15 protein-coding genes are annotated in these 21,739 nt (G+C 60.4%); 7 read left to right on the forward strand and 8 right to left on the reverse strand.

Annotation, left to right across the window (positions count from 1 at the left end; translation table 11 throughout):
• Positions 1-2: 2 nt before the first annotated feature.
• Positions 3-494: an MgtC/SapB family protein gene (locus TK42_RS11980; protein ID WP_103734282.1), complete on the reverse strand. Its 492-nt coding sequence runs from the start codon at positions 492-494 to the stop codon at positions 3-5.
• 118 nt (positions 495-612) lie between these two features.
• Between TK42_RS11980 and TK42_RS11985 the strand changes: the two genes are divergently transcribed.
• The 4 genes from TK42_RS11985 to TK42_RS12000 all read left to right on the forward strand — a co-directional run bounded on the left by TK42_RS11985 (position 613) and on the right by TK42_RS12000 (position 4,922).
• Positions 613-852 carry a DUF3203 family protein gene (locus TK42_RS11985; RefSeq protein ID WP_005788559.1) on the forward strand — a complete coding sequence of 80 codons (240 nt, stop codon included), beginning with the start codon at positions 613-615 and terminating at the stop codon, positions 850-852.
• Between the two features lie 184 nt (positions 853-1,036).
• Positions 1,037-2,446, forward strand: coding sequence for a cytochrome c oxidase accessory protein CcoG (ccoG, locus tag TK42_RS11990; RefSeq protein WP_032875737.1), 1,410 nt, complete (start codon positions 1,037-1,039; stop codon positions 2,444-2,446).
• A gap of 533 nt (positions 2,447-2,979) precedes the next feature.
• On the forward strand, positions 2,980-4,389 hold the full coding sequence (gene mapR / locus TK42_RS11995) for a GntR family transcriptional regulator MpaR (RefSeq protein ID WP_005788562.1): 1,410 nt from the start codon (positions 2,980-2,982) through the stop codon (positions 4,387-4,389).
• 77 nt (positions 4,390-4,466) lie between these two features.
• Entirely contained in the window at positions 4,467-4,922 is a 456-nt protein-coding gene (locus TK42_RS12000) for a hypothetical protein (RefSeq protein WP_103734283.1), read from the forward strand.
• Between the two features lie 8 nt (positions 4,923-4,930).
• On the opposite strand, the gene TK42_RS12005 is transcribed toward TK42_RS12000, so the two are convergent.
• From TK42_RS12005 to tpx, 7 genes are all read right to left on the reverse strand, one after another.
• On the reverse strand, positions 4,931-5,677 hold the full coding sequence (locus TK42_RS12005; RefSeq protein ID WP_032875743.1) for an SDR family oxidoreductase: 747 nt from the start codon (positions 5,675-5,677) through the stop codon (positions 4,931-4,933).
• 54 nt (positions 5,678-5,731) lie between these two features.
• Entirely contained in the window at positions 5,732-7,828 is a 2,097-nt protein-coding gene (locus TK42_RS12010) for a bifunctional diguanylate cyclase/phosphodiesterase (RefSeq protein WP_032875746.1), read from the reverse strand.
• 299 nt (positions 7,829-8,127) lie between these two features.
• Entirely contained in the window at positions 8,128-9,615 is a 1,488-nt protein-coding gene (locus TK42_RS12015) for an efflux transporter outer membrane subunit (RefSeq protein WP_146097873.1), read from the reverse strand.
• Positions 9,612-12,719: an efflux RND transporter permease subunit gene (locus tag TK42_RS12020; protein ID WP_103734285.1), complete on the reverse strand. Its 3,108-nt coding sequence runs from the start codon at positions 12,717-12,719 to the stop codon at positions 9,612-9,614. The genes TK42_RS12015 and TK42_RS12020 overlap by 4 nt, the downstream gene beginning before the upstream one ends.
• Complete coding sequence (locus TK42_RS12025) at positions 12,716-15,817, reverse strand: MdtB/MuxB family multidrug efflux RND transporter permease subunit (protein ID WP_032875755.1); 3,102 nt, start codon at positions 15,815-15,817, stop codon at positions 12,716-12,718. Before TK42_RS12025 ends, TK42_RS12020 begins: the two co-directional genes overlap by 4 nt.
• Positions 15,814-17,112, reverse strand: a complete 1,299-nt coding sequence (locus TK42_RS12030) for an MdtA/MuxA family multidrug efflux RND transporter periplasmic adaptor subunit (protein WP_032875759.1) — start codon at positions 17,110-17,112, stop codon at positions 15,814-15,816. The genes TK42_RS12025 and TK42_RS12030 overlap by 4 nt, the downstream gene beginning before the upstream one ends.
• 231 nt (positions 17,113-17,343) lie before the next feature.
• On the reverse strand, positions 17,344-17,844 hold the full coding sequence (gene tpx, locus TK42_RS12035; RefSeq protein WP_032875762.1) for a thiol peroxidase: 501 nt from the start codon (positions 17,842-17,844) through the stop codon (positions 17,344-17,346).
• A 159-nt stretch (positions 17,845-18,003) separates the two neighbouring features.
• Here tpx and TK42_RS12040 point away from each other — a divergent pair, with 159 nt between their 5' ends.
• From TK42_RS12040 to TK42_RS12055, 3 genes are all read left to right on the forward strand, one after another.
• Positions 18,004-19,293, forward strand: coding sequence for a glycosyltransferase family 4 protein (locus TK42_RS12040; protein ID WP_103734286.1), 1,290 nt, complete (start codon positions 18,004-18,006; stop codon positions 19,291-19,293).
• A 72-nt stretch (positions 19,294-19,365) separates the two neighbouring features.
• Positions 19,366-20,271, forward strand: a complete 906-nt coding sequence (locus tag TK42_RS12045; RefSeq protein ID WP_103734287.1) for an AraC family transcriptional regulator — start codon at positions 19,366-19,368, stop codon at positions 20,269-20,271.
• 149 nt (positions 20,272-20,420) lie between these two features.
• A complete protein-coding gene (locus tag TK42_RS12055; protein ID WP_146097874.1) occupies positions 20,421-21,716 on the forward strand; it encodes a hypothetical protein in 1,296 nt (431 codons plus the stop codon).
• Positions 21,717-21,739 lie beyond the last annotated feature (23 nt).

Below are 21,739 nucleotides of genomic sequence, written 5' to 3' on the forward strand. Positions count from 1 at the left end.
TATCACTTTTCCACTAACTTGACGATTCTCGGCATGATGCTGAACACCGCCAGGGCCAGCAACGTACTGAGTACCGCCGTCGATTCACGCCCCATGCCCGCCGCCACCCCGATGGCGGCGGTCATCCACAACCCGGCAGCCGTGGTCAGGCCCTTCACATGCTGGCCCTCTTCATCTTCCTTGCCCTTGAGGATAGTGCCGGCGCCAAGGAAGCCGATGCCCGCAATCACCCCTTGAACCACCCGGCTCATGGCGTCTGCCTGGTTGCCGGACATCTGCGGCACCAGCACGAACAGCGCCGCGCCAAGCGCCACCAGCATATGAGTGCGCACGCCCGCCGCCTTGCCCTTGTGTTCACGCTCAAAACCCAGGATGCCACCCAGGATCGCAGCGATCAGCAGGCGCACAGTCACTTGAGTGAGTTGCCGGGCATCGGTGATGTCGGCGAACTCGGCTTGCAGGGTTTGCCACACTTGTTGCCACCAGACGTCCATGGATGCGCTCCTTTTATTATGAGTAAAGAATAGACCGCACAGACCGCCAGTCAGTTGCCCGGAACCCGTGCGCATGGCAGTCGCCTAACGCTGCACAGTTCACAAAACGGAGATCGTCATGACCGTACGCATCGAAAATCATCTGTGCTACTTCACGCTCGACGAAAACGGCCAGGAACAAAGCCTGCCCGCCACCCGGGTGACCATCCTTACCGATCACGACAAAGCCATGTCTTATCTGGAATTGGCGGGTTCTCGCATCTACATCACCGAAGCCGAGGCGGACGCCCTGACGGTTGAAGGCGCCACCGATGGCCGTCAGCACGTGAAGGCCGACGAACCGGGTTCGGTGATTTAATTGATCTGCGTCAGCCCCTTCGATCGATCGCTGCACCTTATTGACGCTGGGGTGCAGCACATTGACGCAGATGGGTACATCCAGCCCATCTGATCCGCTTTATATGGCCATACCTGAGTCTGTTATGCAAACAGCCTGTCGCCCATAGTGCATTGGCCTGATGGAGGCTGATGAGCGAACGACCATGAGCGAACGAATCCCAACCGTGGAAACCTTTGAGCCCATACACCCAAAGAAGGTGAAGGCCAAATCCAGCGATAACCTGATCCATACCCGCAGCTTCACCGGCCTGTTCCGCACCTTGCGTGTCAGTGGAGCGGCTTTGCTGTTCCTGGCCTTTTTCGGCACCGTATGGCTGAACTGGGGTGGGCGCCAGGCCGTGCTGTGGGACCTGGCGCACAGCAAGTTCCACATTTTCGGCGCCACCTTCTGGCCGCAGGACTTTATCCTGCTCTCGGCGCTGCTGATCATCTGTGCCTTCGGCCTGTTTGCGATCACGGTGTTTGCCGGCCGCGTCTGGTGCGGTTATACCTGCCCGCAAAGCTCGTTCACGTGGCTGTTCATGTGGTGTGAAAAGATCACCGAGGGCGAGCGCAACCAGCGTATCAAGCTGCAGGCGGCCCCGTGGAGCCTGAACAAACTCGCGCGACGCTCAGCCAAACATACGCTGTGGCTGGGCATCAGCGTGCTGACCGGGCTGACCTTTGTCGGCTACTTCACGCCCATCCGCCCTCTCGCCGTCGAACTGCTGACCTGGCAAATCGGCGGGGTGAGCCTGTTCTGGGTGCTGTTTTTCACGGGCGCTACCTACATCAATGCCGGCTGGTTACGCGAAGCGGTGTGCATGCATATGTGCCCGTATGCGCGATTCCAAAGCGTAATGTTTGATAAAGACACCCTGACCATTTCCTACGATACCGCCCGCGGCGAACGCCGTGGCCCGCGCAAACGCGAAGTGCAGCCAGCCGATGCAGGGCTCGGTGATTGCATTGATTGCCAGCTGTGCGTGCAGGTTTGCCCTACCGGCATCGATATCCGCGACGGCCTGCAAATGGAATGTATCGGCTGTGCGGCCTGCATTGATGCCTGCGACTCGATCATGGACAAAATGGGCTATGCCCGGGGTTTGGTGAGCTACACCAGTGAACACCAACTGCAGGGTGGCAAGACTCATCTGCTCAGGCCACGCCTGATCGGCTACAGTGCCGTACTGCTGGTAATGATTGCCGCGTTGGTGGTGGCCTTGATTGAACGGCCGATGGTGTCGCTGGATGTCACCAAGGACCGCGGCATGTTTCGCGAAAACAGCCAGGGTTTGATCGAGAACATCTACAGCCTCAAGGTCATCAACAAGACCCAGCAACGCCAGGACTACCGGGTGGAACTGGTGGATGCCGACGGGTTCCAGTTGCAAGGCAAGACACGGATCAGCCTGGCGCCCGGAGAAATCGTCGATATGCCGGTGTCAGTGGCACTGCTGGCCGAGAAGCCGGCGAGCAGCTCGCAGAGCCTGCGCTTCAAGGTGACAGATGTGGATGAGCCCTGGATCTACAGCGCCGCAGACAGTCGCTTCGTCGCGCCGTTGAACCGCTGACAATCCGCCAATGTGGGAGGGGGCTTGCTCCCGATAGCGGTGGGTCAGAACAGTTTTGGTTACTGACACCCCCTCATCGGGACATAGGTATCTACACAATTTTTTAGGTTGTAGAAGCCGACGGTAACTACGATGCGAAGCGAGCCGCTCTTGATCTTGATCTGTTTTTGATCTTAAGCGCCCCGTCAAACCACGCTGGCCGGAATTCGACAGGGATTCTGGGCCGGCATTCCGGCTTTTCGAAAGTGACCCGCTGTAAGAGCGGAACCATAAGTGGCCGTTACCGCAGCAATGGATATGTACTCGGTATAACTGTGTCGGCTGCCTGGCCGCCTTCGCGAGCAAGCCCGCTCCCACATTTGGATCTCGGAGCATCAGATAGATATGCGCTGGCTGACTGGTCGTCACGGGAGCAAGCTCCCTCGCCACAGGTACAGCGCCGTACCAAAAATGTGTAGATACCTATGCTAATCGTGGGCAAGCTCCCACACACACTTACCCGGCGTACAGACTGAAAACTGTTTAAGGCTGCCATGAAACGCTACGAAAAATTCGCCGATGACATCGCAGAACTGATCCGCTCCGGCGTCCTTGGCCCAGGTCAGCGCGTACCGTCGGTGCGCTATGCCAGCCAGACCTACGGCGTCAGCCCGTCTACCGTGTTCCAAGCGTATTACTTGCTGGAACGCCGTGGCCTGATTCGCGCGCGGCCGCGTTCGGGCTACTTCGTCAACACCCATGCGCCGAGCCCGTTTTCCGAGCCAGTGGTGAGCGAGCAGGTGCATGAGTCCACCCATGTGGACGTCAGTGAATTGGTGTTTTCGGTACTCGACTCCATCAAAGACCCTAATACAGTGCCCTTCGGCTCGGCCTTCCCCAGCCCGATGCTGTTCCCGTTGCCGCGCCTGGCCCGCTCCCTGGCCAGCGCCAGCCGCGAAATGGACCCGCGCCTGGTGGTCACTGACATGTCGCCGGGCAACCCGCAACTGCGCCGACAGATTGCCCTGCGCTACATGGTCGGCGGCCTGATGCTGCCCATGGAGGAGCTGCTGATTACCAACGGTGCCCTCGAAGCGCTGAACCTGTGCCTGCAAGCCGTGACTGAACCGGGCGACCTGGTTGCGATCGAGGCACCGGCGTTCTACGCCTGCCTGCAAGTGCTGGAACGCCTGAAACTCAAGGCCGTGGAAATCCCGGTGCACCCGCGCGATGGTATTGACCTGAACGCCTTGGCACAAAGTCTTGAGCGCTACCCAATCAAGGCCTGCTGGACCATGACCAGCTTCCAGAACCCCATGGGCGCCACCCTGCCCGAAGCAAAAAAACAGGCGCTGGTAGAGCTGTTGCGCAGCCATCAGGTGCCGTTGATCGAAGATGATGTCTATGCCGAGTTGTACTACGGGCAACACGCGCCAAAACCGGCCAAGGCGTTTGATACCGAAGGGCTGGTGATGCACTGCGGTTCCTTTGCCAAGAGCCTGGCACCGGGCTACCGCGTCGGCTGGGTCGCGGCCGGGCGCTTTGCGCAGAAGGTCGAGCGCCTGAAACTGATGACCTCGCTGTGCCCGTCGATGCCGGCCCAGGCGGCGATTGCCGACTACCTGCAACACGGCGGTTATGACCGGCATCTGCGCAAATTGCGCTATGCCCTGGAAGAACAGCAAAGCGCCATGCTGGCGGCCATCGCCCGCTACTTCCCGGCCCAGACACGGGTCAGCCAGCCAGCGGGCGGTTATTTTCTGTGGTTGGAATTGCCGGAGCAAACCGACTCGCTGAAATTGTTCCAGATGGCCCTGGCCCAAGGCATCAGCATCGCACCGGGGCCGATTTTTTCAGCGACCCAGCGCTTCAGAAACTGCATACGCTTGAACTATGGCAGCCCATGGAACGAAGCCTCGGAAAAGGCCATGGAGACGCTGGGGCGGATAGTGCGGTCTTTTTAACGGCGAGAAACACAGCCCGTGGAACCGTGTGCCATCAGGAACCACCTAGCTATGCCTATCCTCATGTCGAGATCGTCATGCGCATCAACCCTCTTGCGGCATCGACCGCCTATCGGCTTGGCGAAGGTCGCCCTGAAAATAACTGGCTTATTGCGCCGACTGCGCCCGAAGAACCTCCCGTCGGTGACCGTCGTAACACCCGGCAGATCATCAACGCCAATCCTGCGCTCAAGCACCTGTTCAAGCGCCGCGATAGCTACCCGGTGACAGACTTGCTCAAGCGCCGACTGGGGGACTGGACATTCGCCAACCCTGATGCCAAGGCCAGGGCCCACGCGGCCTATAACCTGGCGAGAGTGATTAACGTCCTCGACAATGTGAATGATCGCCGCGTCGGTAACAGCGAACGACACGACGGCAAGATCAATGGCTTTCACAACGCCGGCTATTCCACCCGAAAGAACTCAGAAGCCCGTCTACTTGTAGCATTCGCGGAAAACGGCTACGACGTGCTGCAAAACCTCGGGCAGTAAGCTGCTTTTCAGCGTCCGCCCCCTAGGTCTAAAAAGGTGCCGGTGGCGTATGAGGCCTTGTCCGACAGCAACCAGATAATCGCCTCAGCCACTTCATCCGGACGCCCGCCACGCGCCATGGGGATACCGGACTCCAACTTGCTGACGCGGTCCGGGTCGCCGCTCAGGGCGTGGAAATCGGTAAAGATATAACCAGGGCGTACCGCGTTGACTCGAATGCCTTCACCTGCGACTTCTTTGGACAGACCGAGGGTGAAGGTATCCAGAGCGCCCTTGGACGCAGCGTAGTCCACATACTCACCTGGCGACCCCAGCCGCGCCGCCACCGAGGACACGTTGACGATACTGCCACCCTGCCCGCCATGCCGAGGCGACATACGCAGCACCGCGTGCTTGGCGCACAGGATCGGGCCCAGCACGTTGGTCTTCATGATCTTCAGGATACGAAACTCGGACATCTCGTCGACCCGCGACTTTTGCCCCACAGTACCGGCGTTGTTGACCAGCGCCGTGACACGCCCCAATTCGGCATCCACGCGATTGAACAGCGCTATCACTTCATCTTCGATGCTGACATCAGCGCGCACCGCAATGGCCTGGGCGCCGAGGCCGCGCACTTGTTCAAGCACGGCATGGGCAGCCTTCTCGTCCGACTGATAGTTAATGCAGATGCGATAACCTTCGCGAGCAGCCAGCAAGGCCGTCTCGGCGCCAATCCCGCGGCTGCCTCCGGTGATGATGACGACTTTGTCCATGGCTACGGTCTCCTGATTCAACCTGATGGTTAGGGTTGGATCCAAGAATACCCGTCACTGATGGCTTTTGTCAGGCGCTGGCGCATCTTCGCCGGCGAGGATGTTTGCCATGAAATTGTCGGCCGGCAATGGATGCCCCAACAAATAGCCTTGCAAGGAATCACACCCCAGGCGGGTAAGGAAATTTTGCTGCGCATCTGTTTCCACGCCTTCGGCAACGATCCGCAAGTCCAGGGCCTGGCCGAGGGCGACAATGGCCGAGACGATGGCGGCGTCGTCGCTGTCGTGCTCCAGGTCGCGTACAAAGCCGCGGTCGATCTTCAACTCGTTGGCCGGCAGGCGCTTGAGGTACATCAGGCTGGAGTAACCGGTGCCAAAGTCATCGATGGACAGGTCCACGCCCATGTCCGAGAGCTGCTGCAATACCGTCATGCTCGCATCGGCATCGCTCATGGCAGTGGTCTCGGTGATCTCCAGCGTGAGGCTGTTGGCGGGTAATTGGTGGCGCTCCAGAGCAGCCGCAACACTGTTGACCAACCCGGCATGACAGAACTGCAGCGCCGAAAGATTCACGGCGATGCGCCAGCTCTGATAACCCTGTGCGTACCACAGGCTCATCTGGCGGCAGGCTTCGTCGAGTACCCATTCACCGATGGCAATGATCAGCCCGGTTTTCTCCGCCAGCGCGATAAAAGCTGCCGGCAGCAACAAGCCCTGTTGCGGATGCTCCCAGCGCAACAACGCCTCGGCCCCCACGGCAATACCGCTCACCGCATCGAACTTGGGTTGGTAATACAAGCGAAACTCGCCGAGTTCAAGGGCATTGCGCAGGTCCTGCAACAATTGCAGTTGCTTGCGCGCATTGGTGTTCATTGACGCATCGAAGAAGCTGTAGCCGTTCTTGCCCATGCCCTTGGCGTGATACATCGCCGCGTCGGCGTTCATCAACAGCTCCTGGGGGTTATTACCGTTGCCCGGGAACATGGCGATACCGATACTCGCGGAGATTTTCAGCTCATGCTCGGCCACCGTGAAAGCGCGGTTGATCAGACCGACCTGACGCTCGGCCAGGCCCATGGCATCGTCCGGCTGGGTCAATTGCACCAGCAACACGAACTCGTCACCGCCAATACGGGCCAGGGTGTCCTGGCTGCGCAAGTCCTCGCGCAGACGCAGGCCAACCTCGCGCAGCAGTTGATCGCCCATGTGATGACCGAAGGCATCGTTGACCGGCTTGAAGCCGTCCAGGTCGATAAACATCAGCGCAAAGCAACCGCCCTGCTCGTACACCGCCTGAATGCCTTGTTGAATGCGATCCGCCAGCAGTGTGCGATTGGGCAAGCCGGTGAGCATGTCGTGCAGTGCCAGGTGGGTCAGTTCCTGGTTGGCCAGGGTCAAGGAATCGGCGAGTACAGCGGTGCGCGCCTCCAGGCGGGCATCCAGCAAGGAGGTCAACAACGCTATGACCAACACCGCAAGGGAGGTCACCAAGACCAGGTTATCCAGGCCCTTGCCGCTCAAGCCCGTTAGCGCGGCACCGCAGAAACTGTCATCGGCAAACTGCGCCGCGGCCATCCCGGTGTAGTGCATGCCGACAATGGCCACGCCCATCACGACCGCCGCCGCACCCCGCGCCAGGCGCACGTAAGGCGTATTGCGACGCAGGTTGAAGGCGATCCACAGCGCGGCGCCGGAGGCCATTACCGCGATCAACAACGAAGCGCCGAACAAGGTCGGGTCGTAGTCGATACCCGGGGTCATGCGCATCGCTGCCATGCCGGTGTAGTGCATGCTGGCGATACCGGCACCCATCACCAGCGCACCGAACGCCAGTTGCCAGGCCGGCAGACGTGGCTGGCTGACCAGCCATAAGGCGAAGCCACTGGATAACACAGCGATCAACAGCGACAGCGCAGTGATGCCCAGGTCAAACCCGAGGGCAAACGGCAGGCGCAGGGCCAACATGCCGATAAAGTGCATGGACCAGATGCCCACGCCCATGGCTGCTGCGCCGCCGGTAATCCATAAGTAAACGGCACGCCCCTTCGTCGTAGCGATACGCCCGGCCAGGTCCAACGCGGTGTAGGACGCCAGCATTGCAACGCACAGGGAAATCACGACCAGGGAGGTTGAATAGCTACCGATCAACATGGGGCTTCTCGCAGGCAACAGGGCGTAAAAGCCCATGCCGGGTGGCAAAGCGGGCGATTGTAGCGAGAATGATTCTGGGGCAGGTGATTAATTAAGCAGATAGCCATTAGTCATTTTTTGGCGTCAATCTGCTGGCTTAATGCGGGTATTTTTCAATACCTGTGGAAAGGGGCCTCCCCACTGTAGGAGCGAGCTTGCTCGCGAAGATCGTCAACGATGACGTGCGAAACCGGGGGAAACGCGGTGTCTGTGTGTTCTTCGCGAGCAAGCTCGCTCCTACAGGATGCCCAGGTATTCGCTCACTCCTTCTCGGCCAGAGACGTCTGGCCGTCCCAGCCACCACCCAACGCCGCAATCAACTGCACACTCGCCACCAGCCGCGACTGCAACAAGGTCAACACGGTGCGCTCGTTGCTCAGGGCCGTCGCCTGCACAGTCACCACATCCAGGTAAGCGATCAGACCCGCCTTGTACTGGTTCTCGGTCAAGCGCAACGACTCACGCGCCGATTCCAGCGCTTCATTGCTGACCACAGCTTCGTCCGCCAGCACCTTGAGTTGCACCATGTAGTTTTCCACTTCACGGAACCCATCCAGTACGGTCTGGCGGTACTTGGCCACGGTCTCGTCATAGCTGGCCACGGTGCGGTCGACTTCCGCCGAGCGCTGGCCGCCATCGAACAGGGTCATCGCCAGTTTCGGCCCCACCGACCAGAAGCGGTTCGGCAGGCTGATCCAATCTTCATAGGTGCTGCTGGAGTAGCCGCCCTGCAAGCTCAGGCTGAGATCCGGGTAATAGGCCGCCTTGGCCACGCCGATGTTGGCGTTGGCGGCGATCACCGAGCGTTCGGCCGAGGCAATATCGGGGCGACGTTCCAGCAACTGGGACGGCAGGCTCACCGGTATTTGCGGCAGCGCCGGAATGTCTTTGCTCACCACCAGGTTGAAGTTGGCCGGGGCTTCGCCGATCAGCACGGCAATGGCGTTTTCCAGTTGGGCCCGCTGCCAGATCAGGTCGATCAGGCTGGCCTGAGTGGTCTTGAGCTGAGTTTGCGCCTGGGCGATGGCATCCTTGCCGGCCACCCCGGCACGGTACTGGTTTTCGGTCATTTTCAATGAACGCTGGTAGGTGTCCAGGGTGGCTTGCAACAGGCGCGTCTGTTCGTCCATGACCCGCAGTTGCAGGTAGCTCTGCACCAGTTCCGACTGTTGGCTCAGGCGCATCGCGGCCAGGTCTGCCGAGCTGGCCTCGGCGCTGGCTTCATTGGCCTCTAGTCCACGGCGCAACTTGCCCCAGATATCGGCTTCCCAACTCACGCCCAACTGCGCATTGAGGGTGTCGCGGATACCACTGCTGGAACTGCTGAGGCTGGCGCTGCTGCTGCCGGTACCCTGGCTGGCGCGGGTTTTACCCACGCTCAGGTCGACGCTGGGGTAAAACGCCCCGCGGGAACTGCGCACCAGCGCCTTGGCCTGGCGAAAGCGCGCTTCGGCCTGGGCAACGGTCTGGTTGGACGTGTTGAGGCGCTCTACCAGCTCATTGAGTTGGCGGTCGCCATACAGCTCCCACCAGGCGCCACGGGCCAGGGAATCGCTGGGGTTGGCCTGGCGCCAGCCCTGGGCTTCTTTGAACTGCACCGGTTCGATGACCTCCGGGCGCTTGTAGTCAGGGCCAATGGCGCAGGCGCTGAGCAACACCCCACACATCATCACGGCCAATAACTTCATTGTGTTGTTGTGGCGAGGGTGCTTGCTCCCTCGCCACAATAATTTGGTTGAATCGGTCATAGCGCAGTGTCCAGGGCAGCATCGGTACGCACGCCGCGCCAGGCATTGAAGCGGTGGCGCGCGCGGTCGAGATAGAGGTAGACCACCGGGGTGGTGTAAAGGGTCAGGATCTGGCTGAAGACCAGGCCACCAATAATGGTCAGGCCCAACGGATGGCGCATTTCCGCGCCATCGCCGGTGCCGAGCAGCAACGGCAAGGCGCCGAGGATGGCGGCCAGGGTGGTCATCAAAATGGGTCGCAGGCGCAGCAGACAGGCGCTGCGGATCGATTCCAGCGGGCTCATGCCGTCGTTGCGCTCCAGTTGCAGCGCCAGGTCGATCATCAGGATCGCGTTTTTCTTCACCACACCGATCAGCAGGAACAAGCCCAGCAACGAAATCAGACTGAACTCGCCGCCCAGCAGGTAGATCGCCAGCAACGCGCCAACACCCGCCGACGGCAGGGTCGAGAGAATGGTCAGCGGGTGGATATAGCTTTCATACAGAATGCCCAGCACCAGGTACACCGCCACCAGCGCACCGAGAATCATGAACGGCTGGCCCTTCTGCGTGGCCGCAAAGGCGTCGGCGGTGCCGGCCATCTTGGCGATCACATCTTCAGGCAGGCCGACCTTGGCAATCGCTCGCTCGATGGCCGCGGTGCCCTGCTCTACCGTCACCCCGGGCGCCATATCGAAGGCGATGTTTTCGGAAGCGAACTGGCCTTCATGGCTGACGCGATCGTCGGCCAGGCTGTTCTCGTAATGGGCAATGGTCGACAACGGCACCCGCGCACCATCGGCAGTAATCACCTGGACCTGGTTCAGGGTGATCGGGTCCTGGGCATACTTGGGGTTGACCTCCATCACCACCTGATACTGGTTGAGGCTATCGTAGATGGTGGAAATCTGCCGCTGGCTGTAGGCGTTGTTGAGTACCGACGTGACCATGTCCATGTCGATGCCCAGACGCTTGGCCTGGTCCCGATCGACGATCAGCGTGACCTGCGCCGCGCCCCGGCCTTCGCGAGCGTCGATGGCAGTCAGCTCGGGCAACTCACGCATCGCCGCGACCACTTTCGGGTACCACAGGCGCAACGCGGCCAGGTCGCCGCTTTGCAGGATGTAGGAATATTGCGCACTGGTCTGGTCGCGGCTGCCGCCGAACTGCAGGTCCTGGTCGGCCATCAGGAACAGGCGCCCGCCCGGTACCAACGGCACCTCTTTGCGCAGACGCTCGATCACCGCCTGGGCAGAGATCTTGCGTTCACTGATGGGTTTTAGGCGCACCAGCATCACTGCGTTGTTAGTGCCTTGGTTGCCACCGATAAAGCCCGCCACGCTGAGCACCGCCGGGTCCTTGAGCACCGCCTGGCGGAAGACTTCCATCTTCGGCTGCATCACGCTGAACGACAGGCCATCGTCACCGCGCACAAACCCGATCAATTGGCCGGTGTCCTGCTGAGGCATGAAGGTTTTTGGCACCACCACATACAGCGCGACATTCACCCCCACGGTAATCAACAGGCTGAGCAAGGTCAGGCGCCGGTGCCGCAACACCCAGTCCAGGCTGGTGGCATAGCCGGCGACCATGCGGTCGTTGACCTTCTGGCTCCAGCGCTGCAAACCGGTCTGCCGGGTCTTGTCATGAGGCTTGAGCCAGCGGGCGCAGAGCATCGGCGTCAAGGTCAGCGAGACAATCAGCGAGATGATGATCGCCGCCGACAAGGTGATGGAAAACTCGCGAAACAGGTTGGTGACAATCCCGCCCATGAACAGGATCGACAGGAACACCGCCACCAGCGACACGTTCATCGACAACAAGGTAAAGCCGACCTCTTCGGCCCCCAGGTACGCCGCCTTCATCGGCGGCACACCCTCGTCGATGTGCCGGGAAATGTTCTCCAGCACCACGATGGCATCGTCCACCACCAGCCCGGTGGCCAGGATCAGCGCCATCAACGAAAAGTTGTTCAGCGAAAACCCGTACAGGTACATCACCGCAAAGGTGCCCACCAGCGACACCGGCACCGCCAGGGTCGGGATCAGCGAAGCACGGAAGTTGCCCAGGAACAGGTACACCACCAGGATCACCAGGCCCACGGCAATCAGCAGGGTCATTTCCGCTTCATGCAGGGTGGCAGTGATCACTGGCGAGCGGTCCATCGCCAGGCTGAGCTTGACGCTGGACGGCAGCACTGCCTGCAACGCCGGCAACTGGGCCTTGATCTGCCTGACCGTTTCAATGATGTTGGCGCCGGACTGGCGGTTGATCACCAGCAGCACCGCCGAATCATTATTGAAGAAGCCACTGTTGTAGCGGTCTTCCACACCATCGGTGATCTTCGCCACATCGCCCAGGCGCAGGGCCGCACCGTCCTGGTAGCGGATCAATAGCGGCGCGTAGTCCTTGGCTTTTTCCAGCTGGTCGTTGGCCTGGATCTGCCAATTGCGCTCAGCGTCTTCCAGGGAGCCCTTGGGCCGGCGCTGGTTGGCATTGGCGATGGTATTGCGCACATCGTCCAGGGCCACGCCGTACTGGTCGAGGGCCTTGGGTTCCAACTCGATGCGCACTGCCGGCAGGGAGCTGCCGCCGATCTGCACTTCACCCACGCCTGGCACCTGGGACAGGCTCTGGGACAAGATGGTCGACGCCAGGTCATACAGCTGGCCCTTCTGCAGCACGTCGGAGGTCAGCGACAACACCATGATCGGTGCCTGGGACGGGTTGATCTTCTTGTAGGTGGGCATGCTGCGCATACCGCTGGGCAACAGGTTGCGCGAGGCATTGATCGCCGCCTGCACTTCCCGCGCCGCACCGTTGATATCGCGGTCGGAATCAAAGGCCAGGATCACCCGAGTCGAGCCCTGGCTCGACGAACTGCTCATGGTGGTGATACCGGCAATCGAACCGAATGAACGCTCCAATGGCGTCGCCACGCTGGACGCCATCACCTCGGGGCTGGCGCCGGGCAGGCTGGCCGACACCACGATCACCGGAAAGTCGATCTGCGGCAGCGGCGACACCGGCAACAGGTTGAAGCTGACGCCACCGAGCAGCATGATCGCCAGGCTCAGCAGCATGGTCGCTACCGGCCGGCGAATGAAAGGTCCGGACAGGTTCATGGCTCAACCGGCTCCAGGCGTTGCGGCTCTTTGCGCCAGCGCCGGCCAAGGCGATCGAAGTACAGGTAGATCACCGGCGTGGTGAACAGCGTCAACACCTGGCTCACCAGCAAGCCACCGACCATCACCAAACCCAGCGGTTGGCGCAACTCCGCGCCGGAACCGCTGGCAAGCATCAGCGGTACCGCACCGAACAACGCAGCCAGGGTAGTCATCAGGATCGGCCGGAAACGCAACAGCGCCGCCTGGTAAATCGCCGTCTGTGGGTCCAGGCCCTGATTACGCTCGGCGTCGAGGGCGAAGTCGATCATCATGATCGCGTTCTTTTTCACGATACCGATCAGCAGGATGATGCCGATGATCGCGATCATGCCCAGGTCATTGCCACTGAGCAGCAGGGCCAGCAAGGCCCCCACCGCCGCCGACGGCAAGGTCGAAAGGATAGTGATCGGGTGGATATAGCTCTCGTAAAGCACGCCCAGCACGATGTACATGGTGACCACCGCGGCCAGGATCAGCAGCAAGGTGCTCGACAGGGACGCCTCGAACGCCTGGGCGGCACCCTGGAACTGGGTTTGCACGCCCACCGGCATGCCAATGTCCTTCTGGGTCTGGTTGATCAGCTCCACACCCTTGCCCAGGGCGACGCCGGGGGCCAGGTTGAACGACATCATCACCGCCGGGAACTGGCCGATATGGGCAATCGCCAACTGCGCCTGGCGCTGCTCGACATGGGCCAGGCTCGACAGCCGCACCTGGCCGCCGTCGGTGGTCTTCACATGGATCTGGTTGAGCGCGGCCGGGCCGAGGGTTTCGCCGGACTGAGCCTGCAGCACCACGCGATATTGGCTGGCCTGGGTATAGATGGTAGAGATCTGCCGTTGGCCAAAGGCGTCATACAACGCGTCGGTAATGGTCGAGACACTCACACCCAGGCGCGAGGCCGCGTCGCGGTCGATCACCAGGTACACCTGCAAGCCTTTGTCCTGCAAGTCGCTGGCAACGTCGGTGAGTTCCGGCTGTTGACTGAGGGCGTGCACCAGCTTGCCACTCCACAGTGCCAGCAACTCGGCGTCCGGCGACGACATGCTGAACTGGTACTGGGTACGGCTGACGCGGTCCTCGATGGTGAGGTCCTGCACCGGCTGCATGAACAGGCGGATGCCCACCAGCTTGTCGATTTGCGGTTGCAAGCGGGTGATCACCTCGGCTGCGCTCAAGTCGCGCTGGCCGTGGGCCTTGAGGTTGATCAGCAAGCGGCCACTATTGAGGGTGGCGTTATCGCCGTCCACACCGATGTAGGACGACAGGCTCTGGACCGCGGGATCAGCAAGGATGATCTTCGCCAGCTCCTGCTGACGCTGGCTCATCGCCGCAAAGGAAATCGACTGCGGCGCTTCGGAAATACCCTGGATCACCCCGGTGTCCTGCACCGGAAAAAAGCCCTTGGGCACCACCAGGTACAGCACCACCGTAAGCCCCAGGGTAGCGATGGCCACCAGCAGGGTCAGCGGCTGGTGCTTGAGCACCCACTGCAACTTGCGGCCATAGGCCTGGATCAGCCAATCGATCCAGGCGCCGCTGGCCTTGTAGAAACGTCCCTGCTCTTCTTCCTTCGGTTCGCGCTTGAGCAAGCGCGCGCACATCATCGGCGTAAGGGTCAGGGACACAACCAGCGAAATCAGGATCGCCACCGCCAGGGTGATGGCGAACTCGCGGAACAGCCGCCCGACCACGTCAGCCATGAACAGCAGTGGGATCAGTACCGCAATCAGCGACAAGGTCAGGGAAATCAGGGTGAAGCCGATCTGCTTGGCGCCCTTGAGCGCCGCCGCCATCGGCGTCTCGCCCTCCTCGATATAGCGAGAAATGTTCTCCAGCATAACGATGGCGTCATCCACCACGAACCCCGTGGCGATGGTCAGGGCCATCAGCGTCAGGTTATTGATGGAGAACCCCGCCAGGTACATCACGCCAAAGGTACCCACCAGAGACAGCGGCACGGCAATGGACGGAATGATCGTGGCGCTGACCCGACGCAGGAACAGGAACGTCACCATCACCACCAGGGCGATGGCAATCAGAAGCTCGTGTTGTACGTCTTTCACCGAGGCGCGGATGGTCTGGGTTCGGTCGGTAAGCACCGTTACGTCCAGGCCGGCCGGCAGGTTGTCGGTGATGCTCGGCAGCAGCGCCTTGATACGGTCGACTACCTCGATCACGTTGGCGCCCGGCTGGCGCTGGATGTTGAGCAGTACCGCCTGGTTTTCGTTGGCCCAGGCCGCGAGGCGTTCGTTTTCGGCGCCGTCGACGATCTGCGCCACATCCTTGAGGCGCAACGGTGCGCCATTGTTGTAGGCCAGGATCAGCTCGGCATATTGCTGGGGTGAGACCAACTGGTCGTTGGCATCGAGCATCGACACGCGGGTGGGGCCGTCGAAGTTACCCTTGGGCTGGTTGACGTTGGAGGCGGCGATCAGCGCACGCACATCCGACAGGTTCAAGCCATTGGCCGCCAGGGCCTCGGGGTTGACCTTGATACGCACGGCCTGGCGCTGGCCACCGGCAATACTGACCATGCCGACGCCGCTGATCTGGGCGATTTTCTGCGCCATGCGCGTATCGACCAGGTCATTGAGCTTGGGCAGCAGCATGGTCTTGGAAGTAATCGCCAGGGTCAGCACCGGGGTGTCGGCAGGGTTGACCTTGTTGTACACCGGCGGCGCCGGCAAATCCTTGGGCAACAGGTTGGTGGCGGCGTTGATTGCGGCCTGCACCTGTTGCTCGGCGACATCCATATTGACGTCGAGGTTGAAACGCAGGGTCAGCACCGACGCACCGCCCGAGCTGGTGGACGCCATCTGGGTCAGCCCGGGCATCTGCCCGAACTGACGCTCCAGCGGCGCAGTGACCGCACTGGTCATCACGTCTGGGCTGGCGCCGGGGTACAGGGTCATCACCCGGATCGTCGGGTAGTCCACCTGGGGCAAGGCCGATACCGGCAACAAGCGGTACGAAATGATCCCGGCCAATACAATCGCCAGCATACTCAGCGTGGTGGCGACCGGGCGCAGGATAAACAGGCGTGACAGGTTCATGAACCGACCTTTTGCGCCTTGCCGGCGTCAGCGCCGGTCTCCCCTTTTGCCGCGGGCTTGCCTTGCAGGTGTTCGGTCGGCGTGGTCGGCACTTCCTTGCTTTCGTTGACCACTTCGATTTCGCTGCCGTCCTTGAGACGGTCAGTGCCTTCCAGCACCACGCGATCGCCTGCGACCAGGCCCTCCTTGACCACGGTGTTCTCACCGTCGGTGTCACCCAGCACCAGGGGCTGGACCTTGACCTTGTTGTCACCGTCAAGCTTGTAGACAAAGGTGCCGGTGTTGCCGAACTGGACCGCCGCCGACGGCGCCAACACCACGTTATGCAAGGTGTCGGCAAGCAAGTGCACATTGACGAACTGGTTGGGAAACAACGCCTGGTCCTTGTTATCAAAGCGCGCCTTGAACTTCAAAGTACCGGTGGTGACGTCGATCTGGTTATCCAGGCTCTGCAGCACGCCGATCGCCTGTTTTTTCACGTCGCTACGGTCCCAGGCTTCTACGGGCAGTTTGTTGCCGGCGTGATAACGGGCGAGTACGGTTTCCAGGGTATTTTCCGGCAGGGTGAACGCCACGCTGATCGGCTGGGTCTGGGTGATGACCGCCAGGGCGGTGGTGTCATTGGCTGCGACCAGGTTGCCGACATCGAGCTGGCGCAGGCCAACGCGGCCGCTGATCGGCGCACGGATCCTGGTGAATTCAAGGTTGAGCTTGGCATCGTCGACCGCGCCCTGGTTGGTCTTGACCGTGCCCTGGTATTGCAGGACCAGCGCTTCGGCGGTGTCCAGGGTCTGCTTGGCGATACTGTCCTGGGCGTACAGGCCGCGATAACGCTCCACATCGACCTGGGCGTTTTTCAACTGCGCCTGGTTCTGCAGCAATGTGCCCTGGGCCTGGAGCAAGGCGTTCTGGTAGCTGCGCGGGTCGATTTCTGCCAGCAGGTCGCCGGCCTTGACCATCTGGCCTTCTTCAAAGGCGATCTTCACCAGCTCACCGCCCACCCGGCTGCGCACATTAATGGTGTTGAGCGCGGTGACCGTGCCCAGCGCCTTGTAGTACACCGCAAACTCCCCCTGCACCACCGGCGCCACGCGCACCGGCACCGGGCCGGTGGAACCGCCAAAGCCCGGGCGCGCCATGCCGGTCTTGCCGGTGTGCCCCGCAGGAGCGTCCTTGTGAGCCGCGCCGCCGGGCCAGAATTTCCAGCACAGGCCGGCGATAACCAGCAGCACAAGCAGGCCAAACAGCCAGCGGCGGGAGTTGCGGGAGGAGGATTGCATGGAGTGATCAACCATTGGGGATGAGAGCTTCTTCTTCGGGAGGCTGAAAGATAAGCACTGGGGGGCGTTTAGAAAAGCACCTTTACCGGCTATTTACCTTGGGCTTACAACTTTTAACGTCTGATCTTAGTCCGCCAGCTATTTCGCTAAACCGCTGACACTCAAATAAAAACGGCCTGGACTAGGCCAGGCCGCAATCATGCATCATACGTGTTACTGCCAAACGACAGTTACGCGCAGAAACAGTTACTTCAATACAGCCAGGGCCGCATCGTAGTTTGGCTCTTCAGCGATTTCCTTGACCAACTCGCTGTGCAGCACATTGTCGTTTTCGTCCAGTACCACGACAGCGCGAGCGGTCAGGCCTTTGAGCGGGCCGTCGGCAATCGCCACACCATAATCAACGGCGAAATCCGAATCACGGAAGTCCGACAGGTTCTTAACGTTTTCCAGGCCTTCGGAACCACAGAAGCGCGCTTGGGCGAATGGCAGGTCGGTGGAGATGCACAGCACCACGGTGTTGGCCACATCGTTGGCCTGGGCATTGAACTTGCGCACGGAAGTGGCGCAGGTTGGGGTATCAACGCTTGGGAAGATGTTCAGCACTTTGCGCTTGCCGGCAAAGGTGGCCAGGGTGGCGTCGGACAGGTCGCCGGCGGTCAGGGTGAAATCTGCGGCTTTGGCGCCGACTTTCGGCAGTTCGCCTTCAACCTGGACCGTGTTGCCTTTGAGGGTGACTTGAGCCATGAACGGAATCCTTATGCTGGTTTTTGGTTAAACGAATTCGAGAGGCCGAAGTTAACCACAAAGTGCCGATGCTACCTACCGCCAGACACAAATTGTCATGTCGCCAGGTTGTGGTTTAATTGCGCGCTTTTCGCCTGCCCTTCAAGGAAACCGTCGTCGATGAATCAGCCTGCCACCAAAGTTCTGGTCATTGGTTACGTCTGGCCAGAGCCCCGCTCCTCGGCTGCGGGGGGGCATATGATGCAGATCCTTGAGAGTTTTCTTACGCAAGGTTGGGACATTACCTTCAGCAGCCCTGCGACCATCGGCGAACACAAGGCCGACTTGCCGGCACTTGGCATCGCCGAATGCGCCATCGAACTGAATAACAGCAGTTTCGATGACTTTATCCGCGAACTGGCCCCGGATATCGTACTGTTCGACCGTTTCATGATGGAGGAGCAATTCGGCTGGCGCGTGGAGCAATGCTGCCCCAACGCCCTGCGCGTGCTGGAAACCTCCGACCTGCAAAGCCTGCGCGATGCCCGCCACCAGCGTTTCAAGGAGCAGGTGAAAGCAAACCCCGACAGCGACGACTTCAGCGCCCTGTTCGCGCCGGCGCTGGAGGACGAGTTCCAGCGCATGGCCGATACCGACCTGGCCAAGCGCGAAATCGCCGCGATTTACCGCTGTGACATCAGCCTGATGATCTCCGACGTGGAAATCCGCCTGCTCACCGAGCAGTTCAAGGTGCCCGCCGCTCTGCTCCATTGGTGCCCGCTGATGTTGCAACCGCCCAACGCCGCGTTTGCGCCGTTTGAAGACCGTGCGCACTTTCTCAGCATCGGCAACTTCCGCCACGCGCCCAACTGGGATGCGGTGCTGTGGATGAAGCAAAGCCTGTGGCCGCTGATTCGCCAACAGTTGCCGGGCGCGCAGCTGCATATCTATGGCGCCTACACCCCACCCAAGGCCACCGCCCTGCACAACCCGGCACAGGGTTTTCATGTGATGAACTGGGCCGAAGACGCGCTGCAAGTCATGACCGCCGCACGCATCTGCCTGGCACCGTTGCGCTTTGGCGCGGGCATCAAGGGCAAGTTGATCGACGCCATGCTCTGCGGCACCCCCAATGTCACCACCCCGATCGGCGCCGAGGCCATGGGCGATGATCAACCCTGGCCCGGCGTGATCGAACACGACGCCCCGGCCCTGGCCGCCGCTGCTGTGGCCCTCTACCAGGACCACGAGCGCTGGACCCAGGCCCAGGAACACGGGCGCCAACTGCTGGCCCGGCGCTATGACCAGACTCTGCACGGGCCAGCCTTGGTGGACTGCCTGGAGCAATGCCGCCGCAACCTCGCTGCCCATCGCCGGGACAACTTCACCGGCAGTATGCTGCGCCATCACGCGCACAAGAGTACCCAGTACATGTCCCAGTGGATCGAGGCAAAAAACCGCAACCTGTAAACACTGCTGCTGGCGAGGTCGTGCGCGACGGGGCATTATCCTACGCAGCGACCACAATAAAGCGACGGCAGCATGACCCGAGCAACGCGCATCACCGATCCCTCCTACGAGCTGATGGACGATCACAACGGTCTGTCCATCATCTATCGCCAGCACGGCTTCCCCTGCCCGCTGGTGCGCTGGCACTTCCACAAGGAATACGAGCTGCACCTGATCGTCGCCAGCTCCGGCAAGGTGTTTATCGGTGACTACATCGGCAACTTCTACCCGGAAAGCCTGTTCCTCACCGGCCCCAACCTGCCCCACAACTGGATCAGCCAGGTGGAAGAAGGCGAAGTGGTCCCCAAGCGCGACATGCTGGTGAACTTCACCGACGAGTTGTTCGAACACGGCAGCCATATCTTCACCGAACTCAAACGCCTGGCGCCGCTGCTCGAACGCGCGCAGTACGGCATCGAATTCCGCTGCAAAAAGACCATTGCCCACGCCATGACCCTCATGCAGCACATTGAAGACGCCCACGGCATGGCGCGCCTGGGGCATTTCTTTATCCTGCTGGAGGTATTGAGCGCCTGTGAGGACTACCAGCTGCTGTCCGGCGTAACCACGCCACAGCAAGCCGATGAACACAGCATCGACCGCACCAACCGTGCGGTGGACTACATCTTTGCCCACTACGCCCGCGAGCTGCCGCTGGAGGAAGTCGCGGAGTACCTGGGGATGAAGCCGACGTATTTTTCCCGTGTATTCAAGCAGGCCACCGGGCGGACTTTTATTGAATTCGTCAATCGGCTGCGCATCAGCAAGTCCTGCGAGTTGCTGGCCGATGGGGACAAGGCGGTGACGGATGTGTGTTTTGAGTCGGGGTTCAACAATATTTCCAACTTCAACCGGCGGTTTCAGCAGCTTAAGGGGATGACGCCGTCCCACTATCGGCGCCTGGCCGTACAACGCCTTACTGAGCAAAACCTGGCTTGAGCGATGTGCAGCGACACATGGTGAAAAACACATCCAGCCAAAACGAAAGGAACCTCACCGCCCCTTCTGTCACTCAGCGTACGCATCACCCTCTCTTTTTCAGGCGTCGGGTGAAGCTTTTTCTGATACGCAAGCGAAAGGGCGACTCCATGATCAACGTTCAGCCATCCCTCATTCACACCGCGCTCATGGGAGCCGCGCAGACAAGCACAGCCTCGTCGCACAAAACCGACGCGCCCCCCCCAGAAAGCTTGTCGCACGACAAATCGAGTTTTCGCCCCGTCCTGTCACGCTCACGCCGGGACTTGCAAAATCCTGCCAACCCATCAGCCTCATCCAACCCGTCGGTCCGCCAGTTCGCCGAGGCTTTGGTGGAGCAGAGCGACAGGCAATTAGCGGTTAATGTCGGTATGGGTTTGATCCGCAACCGGCTCGACGACAGTAAAAACAGCTCAGTTCGTCTAGACACGATTGACGTGCCACCTGCCTCGACCTTCGGCAAGACCTGGGGGGAGCTGGCCGATGCCATAAACTCAGAGCCTTTCAGATCGTTTGCATACGCAAAAAACATTGATCCTCTTAAGCTAGTGATCAACAGCAGTGGAAGACTCAGCGCGGTAAAAGATAACAAACCGGTCGATTTCGACCTCGACAAGGACCCTGAGTGGGCCGCCGCGTCTGCTGCGGTCCTGGCAGCTGCAAAAAAAGTGGATAGCACTGCTGCGGTTGTGTACTTGGGCCCGGATCGCGCATTACCCACTACAGTGGCGCGGTTTTACGGTCTGCAGCCAGGCAACCGCACAAGCAACGACCAACTGTCCTTCATCGGGCAACTGTTGCGCGAGGGAAAGTTCAGCACGCTGGACAGCAGCGAGCCGTGCTACGCTGCCATCAAACAACGACAAAAAGAAACCCGCCAGCATATCGAGGAGCTGCCACCGCATCAGCTCAACCAACGGCTTGCACAGTTTTCGCCGCCTACGGGGGCTCAAAAAGTCAAGGAAGCCGACCAGGCACTGTCACAGCTGGTCAGCCGCGCAATGATGAAACTGCTACCAGAAACGAGTGACTACGAGACTTCGATCTCTCTGCAGGACATCCCGGAGTACTCAACCTTCAACCTGGTACGCAAAAATCTGTTGACCGCCCTGACCGGCAGCACTTTTACCGCCTTTGCCCAAGATAACAACCTTGACCCCACCAGCGTGCGCATCAACCCAGTCAGTGGTGTCCTCACGGGCAAAGTGAATGGTATCAACACCACGTTCACCTTGAACGATGTCTCCGGTTGGACCGACGTCTGGGACGAGATAAAGGATGCAGTGCAACAGATGGCCACCGATTCTGACGATGACGTTGTCTACCCCGCCAACAACTCTGCACGCCTGTACGACGTCATGGCGTTTTACAACGAACCGCCTCCTCACCAAGAGGACACTCGATAAAAAGGCTGGGAGCAGCGCCAGCT

The sequence above is a fragment of the Pseudomonas sp. GZJR-8 genome, assembly GCF_002916705.1.
GTDB classification, from domain to species: domain Bacteria; phylum Pseudomonadota; class Gammaproteobacteria; order Pseudomonadales; family Pseudomonadaceae; genus Aquipseudomonas; species Aquipseudomonas synxantha_A.